Genomic DNA, 13,783 nt, shown 5'->3' with positions numbered 1-13,783 from the left:
GCCCGGTTACATTTCGAACCCGGAAGCTAAGCCTTACAGCGCCGATGGTACTGCAGGGGGGACCCTGTGGGAGAGTAGGACGCCGCCGAACAATCATTCAAAAGGGTTGGACCCCGAACTTCGGTTCAGGGTCCAACCCTTTTTTGTTTGCCGTTACTTGACGTTCATGTCGCACGACGAGCATCCACCCCATGGGTACTGCTGCGCTGCTCAGGGCCGCTGGAGTCGGAATCGGTGACGAGGTCGTCGTCCCGGCCTTCGGGAATGTGGAAGTCGCGGAAGCCGTGGCGACGGCAGGTGCGCTGCCGGTGTTCGCCGACATAGATCCGCTGACGTACTGTCTGGAGCCGGCCGCTGTGGAAGCGGCCGTAACTCCCCGGACGGCAGCCGTCGTTGTCGTACACCGCTTCGGCCGGCCCGCCGGTATCGGGCAGTTGCACGCGCTCGGCCGACGGCACGGACTGCTGGTGCTGGAGCAGGGCGAGTCCGAGGCGCCGTACGACGAGATAGCCCAGCGGCGGCAGCGGGCGGCGTTCCTCGACGCGAAGCTGCGAGGCGTGCGGACACCCGAAGGCGGCGCCGGACACACCTATCAGCAGTACGTCGTACGAGTGCCGGGCAACGGCAGGCCCGACCGGGACGCCTTCGCACGGGCCATACGCGGCAAGGGCATTGAGTGCAGGGTGCCAGTGAAAACCCCCGTGCACCGGCTGCCCGGGTTCCGGCGGTGCGTGTCGCTGCCGGAGACCGAACGGGCCGCCGACGAGACCCTCGCGCTTCCCGTCGACGCGACGCTGACCAAGCGGGACATGCAGCGGATCGCGGGGGTGTGCAACGCACTGGGCGGACTGCTCCAGCCGACAGGCTGAGCGGCGGTTGGGAGCACGGGTCTGTTCGGGGTATGATCTATTCCGTTGCCGCGCGGGAACCCCGCACAAAGCAACAGGCCCCTATAGCTCAGTCGGTAGAGCGTCTCCATGGTAAGGAGAAGGTCAACGGTTCGATTCCGTTTGGGGGCTCCGACAGAAAGGCCCCGCCCATTCGGGCGGGGCCTTTCTCATGCCCTCCGGAAGGACATTCCGGAGGGCATCCCGGCTATTCCGTGTGCAGGCCCGGTACGCGCATGGCGAGAATCGCCATGTCGTCGGACGGCGGCTCGGAGGCGAAGCGTTCCACGGCACGCATGATGCGGGCCGCGACCGCCCCCGCCGTCAGACCCGTACAGGTCGTCAGAACGTCGGTGAGCCCGTCGTCGCCCAGCATCCGCGGGCCCTCCCGGCGTTCGGTCACGCCATCGGTGACACACAGGAGGACATCACCGGGATCGAGGGTGACCGTCTGCTCGTACAGCTCCAGGTCCTCGATGACGCCGAGGAGGGGCTGCGGCTCCGCCGCCGGTTCGACCGTGCCGTCCTGGCGCAGCCGGAGCGGCAGGGGGTGTCCCGCGCAGACCACCTTCAGTTCCGCGCTGCCGTCCTCCTGCGGGCGCATCTCGCCGTAGAGGAGGGTCAGGAAGCGGCTGCGGGCGCCCTCGTCGAGGATCGCGGAGTTGAGGCGCTCCAGGACCGCCGGGCCGCTGAGGCCCTCACGGGCCAGCAGGCGCAGCGCGTGCCGGGCCAGACCCGTGACGGCCGCCGCGTTGGGGCCGGTGCCGCAGACGTCCCCGATGGCGAAACCGTAGGCGCCGTCGCTGATCGGGAAGAGGTCGTAGAAGTCGCCGCCGACCTCGTTGCCCTCGCCGGCCGCGCGATAGATGACCTCGACCTCGACGCCGTCCACCGTGGGCAGCTCGGGTGGCAGGAGGCTGCGCTGGAGTGACTGGCTGATGGCCGTGCGCTCCGAGTACAGGCGGGCGTTGTCCAGGGCCAGGGCGGCCCGTCGGGAGAGGTCCTCGGCGAGTTCCAGGATCTCCTGGCGGAAGTGCTCGTCGGTCGGCTTGCCCAGCGTCAGCATGCCGATGACCCGGTTACGGGCGACCAGTGGAAGGACCACCGTCTCGCCGCCGACCGCGGAAGCCGTCGCGAGGGTCGGACCGATGCCCGGGGTGATCTGATGCGTCGGGCTGCCGCTGAGGCCCAGGCTGCGCATGGAGGTGCGCAGGGCCGCCTGGTGGGCGACCTCCGCGGGGGCCGTCCAGACACGGGCGCCGGGAGTCGGGACCGGGTCGGGCGGAGTGATCTTCGACAGCAGGGACTTGATGCCGTCGATCAGCTCCTCGTCCTCGTGCAGGACGTACGACAGATAGGGCTCGGAGGCCTGGTCGGCGATCGTGTAGACGGCACACCAGGTGGAGAGGGTCGGCACGGTCATCTGGGCCATCAGGGCCAGCGTCTGGTCCCGGTCCAGAGTGCCGGCCAGCAGGTCGGAGGCCTCGACGAGGAAGCTGAGCGAGCCGCGGCGCAGCCGCTCCAGTTCGCCCAGGCGGGCCGACTCGACGGCCAGGGCGATACGGTCCGCCGCGAACTGCAGGCGCAGCGCCTCCTCGTTGGAGTACCTGTTGGGTGCCTCGGCGGCGACGCCGAGGGAGCCGGTGAGGCGGCCCTCGACCTTGAGCGGGACGGTGACGACCGAGCGCATGCCGGTGCTGTTGAGGAGCGGGACCGCGCCGGGAACGGCGGTGAGGTCCTCATGGACGGCCGGCATGCGGGCGGAACCGTACCGTCCGGGGCCGGCCTCCACGGGGACGCGGGCGAAGCGCTGGCGGGCCGAGGGCAGGCCGGTGGAGGCGCGGACCTCCAGCTCCGTCTCGTCGTCGGTCGCGAGGAGGAGGAAGGCGGAGTCGCCGTCGAGCATGTCACGGGCGCGTTCCACCGTGCGCTGGAGCAGCCCGTCGAGGTCGTCCGGGGCGGGGGAGCCGATGAAGACCTCGAACGGGTCGGTGCTCTGGCCCTCGGAGGTGGCGGAGGTGTCGGTCGCGGGGCGGCGCAGCGGAGTCTGCAGCACCGCCCTTTCGTGGTCGCGCACGAGGAGGCAGACCGTTGACGGTTCCCCGTCGGTGTCGCGGACCCGCAGGTGGGAGGCGTAGACGGGGATCACGCGGCCGTGGGCGCCCCGGATGCCGTAGCTGCCCTCCCAGCGGGAGAGCTGGAGCGCGTCGGCGATGCCGGTGCCGGTGCCCGGGGTGTGCGGCCAGGCGGCGAGGTCGGTGAGCGGTTTGCCGGTGACCTGTTCCGCGGAGTAGCCGAAGAGCTCCTCGGCGTCCTCGTTCCAGGCGGTGACGGAGCCGCCGCGGTCGATCTGGACGACGGCGACGCGGACCCGGGTGTCGGCGAGGGGCAGGAGATGGGCCGGCAGGGAGGGGCCGGCGGTGCGGGTGCCGACCGGGCGCGCGGGAAGGTCGAGCTGGAACCAGACGGTCTTGTGGGTGGGGGTGTAGTCGACGCCCCAGTGGCCGGACAGGGCCGCGCACAACTGGAGCCCCCGGCCTCCCTCGCGGTCGGGGCTGCCCATGTTGACGGGCGAGCCCTGGAGGGGGATCTCCCGCTCCGGATACCGGTCGGCCACCTCGATACGTACGCCCTCGTCGCTGCGCAGACAGAGGAGGTCGGCGGCGGTGCCGGCGTGGACCACGGCGTTGGTGACCAGCTCGCTGGTGAGGACCACGGCGTCGTCGACGATGTCGGCGAAGCCCCAGCCCTGGAGGGTGTCGCGGACAAAGGAACGGGCGGTCGCGACCGATCGCCCGACGGGCTCGAAGCTGGCGGCCGCGCGCGCGGTGATCACAGAACTCCCCATAGGTCGGCGGCCCCTGCCCCTCCATGCCCGATTCCCCGGCTCGCTCGGTACAGGGTAGTCGGCCAGTGGATCGGTGTTCAGGGGGTATCCCCCTGCGTCCTCCGGGGGATACCCCCTGAACACCGATGCGACGCGCCTCGCGTCACAGGCCGGCTGATGGGCCTCGAGAGAAGCTGCCGAACTGTTGTGACTCCGCTTGACCCGAAGGCCCGCTTCTCGCTGGATCCGCGTCCGGCGAAGGACAAGCCCTGCCCGGCTGCTCAACGAGGGGCGACGTAGTGAGTTACGGTCATTGGTCGGCATGGTGGAACACTGGGCAGGCTTCCTGCGAACGTCCGGGCGGGGCGAGTGCCCGTCGCCCACAGCGGGCAGCAGCCCGGGAAGCGGTCCGGCACGCGGATCGCGCCGGGGTGGCAGTACGGGAAAGCGGCATCACCCGGTCCGCCGAGCGTGGTAGCACCCAAGAACAGCGGTAACGGTCGACCCCTGCGGGAGGGACACAGTGGAGTCTGGCGCAGCGACGCGGGGCACGAAGACGACGCGCGCGAAAGGCGGACAGTCCCTGAGTAAGCCGGGACGGGCCCGGGGTGGCACCACGACGGTGGACACCGCGGCCCTGAACCGGCTGATGACGGCGCTGGTGGCGATGCGGGACGGCAACTTCCGCAAGCGGCTCACGGTGTCCGGCGACGGCGTGATGGCGGAGATCGCGGCGGTCTTCAACGAGGTGGCCGACCGCAATCTGCATCTGACGGGTGAGCTGGCACGGGTGCGCCGCATGGTCGGGCGTGAGGGAAAGCTCACGGAGCGGTTGGAGACGGGGGCCTCCGAGGGGTCCTGGGCGACCGCGATCGACCACTCGAACGCGCTGGTCGACGACCTGGTGCGGCCGGTGTCCGAGGTCAGCCGGGTGCTGTCGGCGGTGGCGGAGGGTGATCTGTCGCCGCGTATGGAGCTGCGGACGCAGGCGCCGGACGGGTCCGGGCATCCGCTGCGGGGCGAGTTCCTCAAGGTCGCGCGGACCGTGAACAATCTGGTCGACCAGCTGTCGACGTTCACCGACGAGGTCACGCGTGTGGCCAGCGAGGTGGGGACCGAGGGCAAGCTGGGCGGGCAGGCCCAGGTGCGCGGCATGTCCGGATCGTGGAAGGGCCTGACGGACTCCGTCAACACGATGGCGGAGCGGCTGACGGCACAGGTGCGCGACATCGCGCTGGTGACGACGGCCGTCGCGCGGGGTGATCTGTCGCGCAAGGTCACCGTGCACGTCGAGGGCGAGATGCTCGAGCTGAAGAACACCGTCAACACGATGGTGGACCAGCTCTCCGCGTTCTCCTCGGAGGTGACACGCGTCGCGCGTGAGGTGGGCACCGAGGGTGCCCTGGGCGGTCAGGCGCAGGTGCCCGGGGTGGACGGTGTGTGGAAGGAGCTCACCGACTCCGTCAACACCATGGCGGGGAACCTCACCGCGCAGGTGCGCGGGATCGCCGAGGTGACCACCGCGGTCGCCAACGGTGACCTCTCGCGGAAGGTGACGGTGCCGGCGCGCGGCGAGGTCGCGCAGCTCGCCGAGACGATCAACCAGATGACCGAGACGCTGCGGATCTTCGCGGACGAGGTCACGCGCGTGGCGAACGAGGTCGGGGCCGAGGGACGGCTGGGCGGCCAGGCGAACGTGCCGGGCGCGGCGGGGACGTGGAAGGACCTGACGGACTCCGTCAACACGGTGTTCCGGAACCTGACCACTCAGGTGCGGGACATCGCCGCGGTGACGACGGCGGTCGCCAACGGTGACCTGTCGCAGAAGGTCACCGTGGACGTGGCCGGCGAGATGCTGGAGCTGAAGAACACCGTCAACACGATGGTGGACCAGCTGTCCTCCTTCGGTGCCGAGGTCACGCGTGTGGCGCGTGAGATCGGTGTCGAGGGCGAGCTGGGCGGCCAGGCGCAGGTGCCGGGGGCGGCGGGGACGTGGAAGGACCTCACCGACTCCGTCAACACGGCGTTCCGCAACCTCACCGGACAGGTGAGGAACATCGCCCAGGTGACGACGGCGGTCGCCAATGGCGACCTGTCGCAGAAGGTCACCGTGGACGTCTCCGGCGAGATGCTCCAGCTGAAGAACACCGTGAACACCATGGTGGACCAGCTGTCGAGCTTCGCCGACCAGGTCACGCGGATGGCCCGGGACGTGGGCACCGAGGGTCGTCTCGGCGGTCAGGCGCGCGTGGACGGTGTGTCCGGCACCTGGAAGGAGCTCACCGACTCGGTGAACTCCATGGCGTCGAATCTGACCGGCCAGGTGCGCAACATCGCCCAGGTGACGACGGCCGTCGCGCGCGGTGACCTGTCGCAGAAGATCGACGTCGACGCGCGCGGGGAGATCCTCGAGCTGAAGAACACCATCAACACGATGGTCGACCAGCTGTCGTCGTTCGCCGACCAGGTGACGCGGGTGGCCCGCGAGGTGGGCACCGAGGGGCGTCTCGGCGGTCAGGCGCAGGTGCCCGGCGTCGCCGGTGTGTGGCGGGACCTGACGGACTCCGTGAACGGCATGGCGTCGAATCTGACGGGCCAGGTGCGCAACATCGCCCAGGTGGCGACGGCGGTGGCGCGCGGTGACCTGTCGCAGAAGATTACGGTGGACGCGCGCGGGGAGATCCTGGAACTCAAGAACACGCTGAACACGATGGTGGACCAGCTGTCGTCGTTCGCCGAAGAGGTCACACGCGTGGCCCGTGAGGTGGGTACGGAGGGCATCCTCGGCGGTCAGGCCGAGGTGCAGGGGGTCTCCGGCACCTGGAAGGACCTCACGCAGTCGGTGAACGGCATGGCGAACAACCTGACCCTCCAGGTGCGCAACATCGCCGAGGTCACCACTGCGGTCGCCAAGGGCGACCTGTCGAAGAAGATCACCGTCGACGCCAAGGGCGAGATCCTCGAGCTGGTGACCACCGTCAACACGATGGTGGACCAGCTGTCGTCGTTCGCCGAGCAGGTGACGCGGGTGGCCCGCGAGGTGGGTACCGAGGGCATCCTCGGCGGTCAGGCGAACGTGCCGGGTGTCACGGGCATCTGGAAGGACCTGAGCGACAACGTCAACCTGATGGCCAAGAACCTGACCACGCAGGTGCGCAACATCTCCCAGGTCTCCGCCGCCGTCGCCAACGGCGACCTGACGCGTCAGGTCAGCATCGAGGCGCGCGGTGAGGTGGCGCAGCTCGCCGACACCATCAACACCATGGTGAAGACGCTGAGCGCGTTCGCCGAGCAGGTCACCAAGGTGGCCCGTGAGGTGGGCACGGACGGCATCCTGGGCGGGCAGGCCCAGGTGCCGGGTGTGGCGGGCACCTGGAAGGACCTCACCGAGTCGGTGAACGGCATGGCGTCCAATCTGACCGGTCAGGTCCGCAACATCGCCATGGTGACGACGGCCATCGCCAAGGGCGACCTGACGAAGAAGATCGACATCGACGCGCGCGGGGAGATCCTCGAGCTGAAGACCACCATCAACACGATGGTGGACCAGTTGTCCTCCTTCGCCGAGGAGGTCACGCGCGTGGCCCGCGAGGTGGGTACCGAGGGCCAGCTGGGCGGCCAGGCACGCGTGCGGGACGTCGACGGCACCTGGCGGGACCTGACCGAGTCCGTGAACGAGATGGCCGGGAATCTGACCCGGCAGGTGCGTGCCATCGCGCGGGTGGCGACCGCGGTGACCCGCGGCGACCTGAACCTGAAGATCGACGTGGACGCGTCCGGGGAGATCCAGGAACTCCAGGACTACATCAACAAGATGATCGCCAACCTGCGCGACACCACGATCGCCAACAAGGAGCAGGACTGGCTCAAGGGCAATCTCGCCCGTATCTCGGCGCTGATGCAGGGCCGCCGCGATCTGGAGGACGTGGCCTCGCTGATCATGAGCGAGCTGACCCCGGTGGTGTCCGCGCAGCACGGCGCGTTCTTCCTGACGATGCCGTTGGTCGACGGCGAGGACCTGAGCGCCGCGGACGACGACCAGTTCGAACTGCGGATGCTCGGCTCGTACGGCTATTCCATGGGGTCCATGCCGACGTCGTTCAGGCCCGGTGAGGGGCTCATCGGGACGGCGGCCGTGGAGAAGCGCACGATCCTCGTGCACGACGCGCCCAGCGGCTATCTGAAGATCTCCTCCGGGCTCGGCGAGGCGCCGCCGGCGCAGGTGATCGTGCTGCCGGTGCTCTTCGAGGGCCAGGTGCTCGGAGTCATCGAGCTGGCCTCCTTCACGCCGTTCACGCACATCCAGAAGGACTTCCTCAACCAGATCGCCGAGATGATCGCGACGAGCGTCAACACCATCTCGGTCAACACCAGGACCGAGCGGCTGCTCTCGCAGTCCCAGGAGCTGACCGAGCAACTGCGCGAGCGGTCGGCGGAGTTGGAGCAGCGGCAGAAGGCGCTCCAGGCGTCCAACGCCGAACTGGAGGAGAAGGCCGAGCTGCTGGCCCGGCAGAACCGCGACATCGAGGTGAAGAACACCGAGATCGAGGAGGCGCGGCAGGTCCTGGAGGAGCGTGCCGAGCAGCTCGCGGTCTCCATGCGCTACAAGAGCGAGTTCCTCGCCAACATGTCGCACGAGCTGCGTACGCCGCTCAACTCGCTGCTGATCCTTGCGAAGTTGCTCGCCGACAACGCGGAGGGGAACCTCTCGCCGAAGCAGGTCGAGTTCGCCGAGACCATCCACGGGGCCGGGTCCGACCTGCTGCAGCTCATCAACGACATCCTCGACCTGTCGAAGGTCGACGCGGGCAAGATGGACGTCTCCCCGACGCGTATCGCGCTGGTCCAGCTGGTGGACTACGTGGAGGCGACCTTCCGGCCGCTGACCGCGGAGAAGGGGCTCGACCTGTCCGTACGGGTGTCGCCGGAGCTGCCGGCCACGCTGCACACGGACGAGCAGCGGCTGCTCCAGGTGCTGCGCAACCTGCTGTCGAACGCGGTGAAGTTCACCGACTCCGGGTCGGTGGAGCTGGTCATCCGGCCCGCCCGGGACGACGTCCCGCAGCGGATCAGGGAGCAGTTGCTGGAGACCGGTTCGCTGACCGACCCGGACGCGGACATGATCGCGTTCTCGGTGAGCGACACGGGCATCGGCATCGCGGCCAGCAAGATGCGGGTGATCTTCGAGGCGTTCAAGCAGGCCGACGGCACCACCAGCCGCAAGTACGGCGGTACGGGACTGGGGCTGTCGATCTCGCGGGAGATCGCGCAGCTTCTGGGCGGCGAGATCCACGCGCAGAGCGAGCCGGGCCGCGGTTCGACGTTCACGTTGTATCTGCCGCTGCACCAGAGCGAGCTGCCGCCGCACGGCTACCAGCAGACCATGCCCGCGCTGGAGGCGGGTGACCTGGTGGCCTCGGCCGAGCTGCACCCGGCGGAGTCCGGGGCGCCGGCCGAGGTGACGTCGTACCGCGACACACACAGCGGTCCGGCCGCGCTGTTCCGGCGGCGCCGCAGGATCACCCTGGAGGCCCGGCCCGCCCCCGAGACCGAGCAGTGGGCTGGTGTGGAGCACCAGGAGCCGGCGCCGCGCCCGCACCGCGGGATCCGCTTCGGCGGGCAGAAGGTGCTGATCGTCGACGACGACATCCGCAACGTCTTCGCGCTCACCAGCGTCCTGGAGCAGCACGGACTGTCCGTGCTGTACGCGGAGAACGGCCGCGAGGGCATTGAGGTGCTGGAGCAGCACGACGACGTGGCGGTCGTCCTGATGGACATCATGATGCCCGAGATGGACGGGTACGCCACGACCACGGCGATCCGCCGGATGCCGCAGTTCGCCGGTCTGCCGATCATCGCGCTCACCGCGAAGGCGATGAAGGGCGACCGGGAGAAGGCGATCGAGTCGGGCGCCTCCGACTACGTGACCAAGCCGGTCGACCCCGACCATCTGCTGTCCGTGATGGAGCAGTGGATGCGAGGGGAGTGAGACCGGCCCCGGGAGGGCACGCGAAAGTGCCGGGCAGCTTCGGTGACGGCGCCCCGTCGCCGACGCGGTGCGCGCGAAGTCGTGTAGAAGTACGGGAAACGGGGAACCTTCTGGTCTTCCGCAGCGTTTCCGCTACGTGCACAGTGACATCCCGGTGACAGGGTGTGGTGGCGGGCGGGGTGCGGCTACGATGACCGGCACAAGGACGGGCGGCGCAAGGGAGTCGCCCCCTGGCGCGGTACGCATCGGTACGGCGTCAGGTCCTGCGGACAGGGGAGGCCCCAAGCCGGGGCGAGGAGGGCGGGCCATGGTGCAGAAGGCCAAGATCCTCCTGGTCGATGACCGGCCGGAGAATCTGCTCGCGCTGGAGGCCATCCTCTCGGCGCTCGATCAGACGCTGGTGCGGGCATCGTCCGGGGAAGAAGCACTCAAGGCACTGCTCACGGACGATTTCGCGGTCATTCTGCTGGACGTCCAGATGCCGGGCATGGACGGTTTCGAGACCGCCGCGCACATCAAACGGCGGGAGCGGACCCGGGACATCCCGATCATCTTTCTCACCGCGATCAACCACGGCCCGCACCACACCTTCCGTGGGTACGCGGCGGGTGCGGTCGACTACATCTCCAAGCCGTTCGACCCGTGGGTGCTGCGGGCGAAGGTGTCGGTCTTCGTCGAGCTGTACATGAAGAACTGTCAGCTGCGGGAGCAGGCGGCGCTGCTGCGGCTCCAGTTGGAGGGCGGCGAGAAGGACGCGGTCGAGTCCAAGGAGCCGGCGGGTCTGCTCGCCGAGCTGTCGGCGCGGCTCGCCGCCGTCGAGGAGCAGGCCGAGGCTCTCACCAAGCAGCTCAACGACGAGTCGACCGACGCCGCCGCGGTGGCGACGGCGGCCCATCTGGAGCGCAAGCTCACGGGGTTGCGGCGGGCGTTGGACGCCCTGGAGCCCGGTACGGGCAGCGCGTCGTCGGTGCCGTCGCAGAACTGAAGCCCCGTGCACGGCCGTTGACCGGGCGCCCCATCCACCGTGGGCATGAGGCCGCACCCACCGCGCGTCAACTCCGCGCCTCGGCAAGTGCGACACGAACGGGTGAAGCATCCGCCACGCGTGTCACCTGCCGTCTCCACCGGTAACCTCACACCCATGGCCTCACGTCCCTCCGCAGCCAGGAAGCCGCCCGCGAAGAAGGCGGCCGCTTCCGCGAAGGCTCCGGCGAAGAAGGCCGCTGCCAAGAAGGCCCCGGCGAAGAAGGCCCCCGCCAAGAAGGCCGCGGCGAAGAAGCCGGCGCCCGCGCCGGCCCCGAATCCGACCAGCGGTGTGTACCGGCTCGTCCGCGCCCTCTGGCTGGGCCTCGCGCACGCCGTGGGCGCCGTCTTCCGCGGCCTGGGACAGGGCGCCAAGAACCTGGACCCCGCGCACCGCAAGGACGGCCTGGCGCTGCTGCTGCTCGCCGTCGCCCTGATCGTCGCCGCGGGCACCTGGGCCGACCTGAAGGGCCCCGTCGGCGACCTCGTGGAGATCCTGGTCACCGGGGCCTTCGGCCGGCTCGACCTGCTGGTGCCGATCCTGGTCGCCGTCATCGCCGTACGGTTCATCCGGCACCCTGAGAAGCCGGAGGCCAACGGACGGATCGTCATCGGCCTGTCCGCGCTCGTCATCGGCGTCCTCGGGCAGATCCACATCGCCTGCGGCTCACCCGCGCGCAGTCATGGCATGCAGGCCATACGGGACGCCGGCGGGCTCATCGGCTGGGGCGCGGCCACGCCGCTGTCGTCCACCATGACCGACGTCCTCGCCGTACCGCTGCTGGTGCTGCTCACGGTCTTCGGGCTGCTGGTCGTCACCGCCACCCCCGTCAACGCGATTCCGCAGCGTCTGCGGCAGCTCGGAGTGCGGCTCGGAATCGTCCGCGAAGCCGGCCCCGAGGAGTTCGGCGAGGACGACGAGCGCTACGAGCGGCAGTGGCGCGACTCGCTGCCCGCGAGCCGCGGCAGGCGCCGCCCGGTGCCCGAGGAGTACGACCCGGACGGCGCGGAGCAGGAGGCACTGTCCGGGCGCCGGGGCCGCCCCCGCAGTTCCGCGGTGCCGCAGCCGGCCATGGACCGGCAGATGGACGCCGTGGACGTGGCAGCCGCCGCGGCCGCCGCGCTCGACGGCGCCGTACTGCACGGCATGCCGCCCTCGCCGATCGTCGCCGACCTGACCCAGGGCGTCAGCGTCGGCGACCGCGAGCCGACGACCCCCACGCCGGTCCCGGCCGCCCGCCCGCGGCAGGAGGAGCCGAAGCGGGAGAAGCCGCCCGCGGGCGTCCTGGACATGACCAAGGCGCCGCCCCGGGAACCCCGCGACCTGCCGCCCCGCGCGGAGCAGCTCCAGCTCTCCGGCGACATCACCTATTCCCTGCCCTCCCTCGACCTGCTCACCCGCGGCGGTCCCGGCAAGGCGCGCAGCGCCGCCAACGACCTCATCGTCGACGCGCTGCGGAAGGTCTTCACGGAGTTCAAGGTGGACGCCGCCGTCACCGGCTTCACCCGCGGCCCGACGGTCACCCGCTACGTGGTGGAACTCGGCCCCGCCGTGAAGGTCGAGCGGGTGACCGCCCTCACCAAGAACATCGCGTACGCCGTCGCCAGCCCGGACGTGCGGATCATCAGCCCGATCCCCGGCAAGTCCGCGGTCGGCATCGAGATCCCGAACACGGACCGGGAGATGGTCAACCTCGGTGACGTACTGCGGCTCGCGGAGTCCGCCGAGGACGACGACCCGATGCTGGTCGCCTTCGGCAAGGACGTCGAGGGCGGCTACGTCATGGACTCGCTGGCGAAGATGCCGCACATGCTGGTCGCCGGTGCCACCGGGTCGGGAAAGTCGTCCTGCATCAACTGCCTGATCACCTCGGTCATGATGCGGGCGACCCCGGAGGACGTCCGGATGATCCTGGTCGACCCCAAGCGCGTGGAGCTCACCGCGTACGAGGGCATCCCGCACCTGATCACGCCGATCATCACCAACCCCAAGCGGGCCGCCGAGGCGCTGCAGTGGGTCGTGCGCGAGATGGACCTGCGCTACGACGACCTGGCCGCCTACGGCTACCGGCACATCGACGACTTCAACCGCGCGGTGCGCGAGGGCAAGGCCAAGGCGCCCGAGGGCAGCGAGCGGGTGCTGCAGCCGTATCCGTATCTGCTGGTGATCGTCGACGAGCTGGCCGACCTCATGATGGTCGCCCCGCGCGACGTCGAGGACTCCATCGTGCGGATCACCCAGCTCGCGCGGGCGGCCGGTATCCATCTGGTGCTCGCCACGCAGCGGCCGTCGGTCGACGTGGTCACCGGTCTGATCAAGGCGAACGTGCCGTCCCGGCTGGCGTTCGCCACCTCCTCGCTCGCGGACTCACGGGTCATCCTCGACCAGGCCGGCGCCGAGAAGCTGATCGGCAAGGGCGACGGGCTGTTCCTGCCGATGGGCGCGAACAAGCCCACGCGTATGCAGGGCGCGTTCGTGACCGAGGAGGAGGTCTCGGCGGTCGTACGCCACTGCAAGGAGCAGATGGCGCCCGTCTTCCGGGACGACGTCACCGTCGGGACCAAGCAGAAGAAGGAGATCGACGAGGACATCGGCGACGACCTGGACCTGCTGTGCCAGGCGGCCGAGCTGGTCGTCTCCACCCAGTTCGGGTCGACGTCCATGCTCCAGCGCAAGCTGCGCGTCGGCTTCGCCAAGGCCGGCCGGCTGATGGACCTCATGGAGTCCCGGAACATCGTCGGACCGAGCGAGGGTTCGAAGGCTCGTGACGTTCTTGTGAAGCCTGACGACCTGGATGGCGTGCTCGCGCTGATCCGGGGGGAGTCTGAAGGGTAGGCGAATCGGGGGCGGCCGTCGCCGCCGGGATCCCGGTCGGCCGATCGTGACCTCCTCGTAAGCGATCATTGAGCAACCGTTTCCCGTCGGCGTACGTCAAGTTGAGGGAAACTGCACACCGCAGTCCCATCATCGGGATGTCGGGCCATTCCAATGGCGTACAAAGTCCGACCGCCCGGTTGCCCCACCCTCTCGTACCCCTCCTAGACTGAACCTCCAGC

The 13,783-nt window shown here is 69.5% G+C and carries 5 protein-coding genes, 1 tRNA gene and 1 rRNA gene; 6 read left to right on the top strand and 1 reads right to left on the bottom strand.

Going from position 1 to position 13,783, the window contains the following annotated elements; translation table 11 throughout:
* The 3 genes from rrf to ACGFR9_RS29425 all read left to right on the top strand — a co-directional run.
* Positions 1–91, top strand: a 5S ribosomal RNA gene (rrf, locus tag ACGFR9_RS29435); the annotation flags it as partial.
* 115 nt (positions 92–206) lie between these two features.
* Positions 207–869 (top strand): DegT/DnrJ/EryC1/StrS family aminotransferase, encoded by a 663-nt coding sequence (locus ACGFR9_RS29430; RefSeq protein ID WP_393214284.1) that lies wholly within the window; start codon positions 207–209, stop codon positions 867–869.
* Between the two features lie 77 nt (positions 870–946).
* Positions 947–1,019: transfer RNA gene (locus tag ACGFR9_RS29425), tRNA-Thr, on the top strand.
* A gap of 76 nt (positions 1,020–1,095) precedes the next feature.
* On the opposite strand, the gene ACGFR9_RS29420 is transcribed toward ACGFR9_RS29425, so the two are convergent.
* Positions 1,096–3,735 (bottom strand): SpoIIE family protein phosphatase, encoded by a 2,640-nt coding sequence (locus ACGFR9_RS29420; protein WP_393214259.1) that lies wholly within the window; start codon positions 3,733–3,735, stop codon positions 1,096–1,098.
* 502 nt (positions 3,736–4,237) lie between these two features.
* Between ACGFR9_RS29420 and ACGFR9_RS29415 the strand changes: the two genes are divergently transcribed.
* The 3 genes from ACGFR9_RS29415 to ACGFR9_RS29405 all read left to right on the top strand — a co-directional run bounded on the left by ACGFR9_RS29415 (position 4,238) and on the right by ACGFR9_RS29405 (position 13,562).
* Entirely contained in the window at positions 4,238–9,703 is a 5,466-nt protein-coding gene (locus ACGFR9_RS29415; RefSeq protein ID WP_393214256.1) for a HAMP domain-containing protein, read from the top strand.
* Between the two features lie 307 nt (positions 9,704–10,010).
* Positions 10,011–10,688 carry a two-component system response regulator gene (locus ACGFR9_RS29410; protein ID WP_393214253.1) on the top strand — a complete coding sequence of 226 codons (678 nt, stop codon included), beginning with the start codon at positions 10,011–10,013 and terminating at the stop codon, positions 10,686–10,688.
* Positions 10,689–10,844: 156 nt separating this feature from the next.
* Positions 10,845–13,562 (top strand): DNA translocase FtsK, encoded by a 2,718-nt coding sequence (locus ACGFR9_RS29405; protein WP_393214251.1) that lies wholly within the window; start codon positions 10,845–10,847, stop codon positions 13,560–13,562.
* Positions 13,563–13,783: the final 221 nt, after the last annotated feature.

The organism is Streptomyces sp. NPDC048584, assembly GCF_043199595.1.
In the GTDB taxonomy this organism is placed as follows: domain Bacteria; phylum Actinomycetota; class Actinomycetes; order Streptomycetales; family Streptomycetaceae; genus Streptomyces; species Streptomyces edwardsiae.
The sequence above is the reverse complement of the archived record's forward strand: the minus strand, read 5'-3'. Positions and strand labels throughout refer to the sequence as shown.

Excerpts from the sequence above, each read along its gene's own strand:
- ACGFR9_RS29405 (WP_393214251.1), top strand. The coding sequence starts at position 10,845 with ATGGCCTCACGTCCCTCCGCAGCCAGGAAGCCGCCCGCGAAGAAGGCG.
- ACGFR9_RS29410 (WP_393214253.1), top strand. The coding sequence starts at position 10,011 with ATGGTGCAGAAGGCCAAGATCCTCCTGGTCGATGACCGGCCGGAGAAT.
- ACGFR9_RS29420 (WP_393214259.1), bottom strand. The coding sequence starts at position 3,735 with ATGGGGAGTTCTGTGATCACCGCGCGCGCGGCCGCCAGCTTCGAGCCC.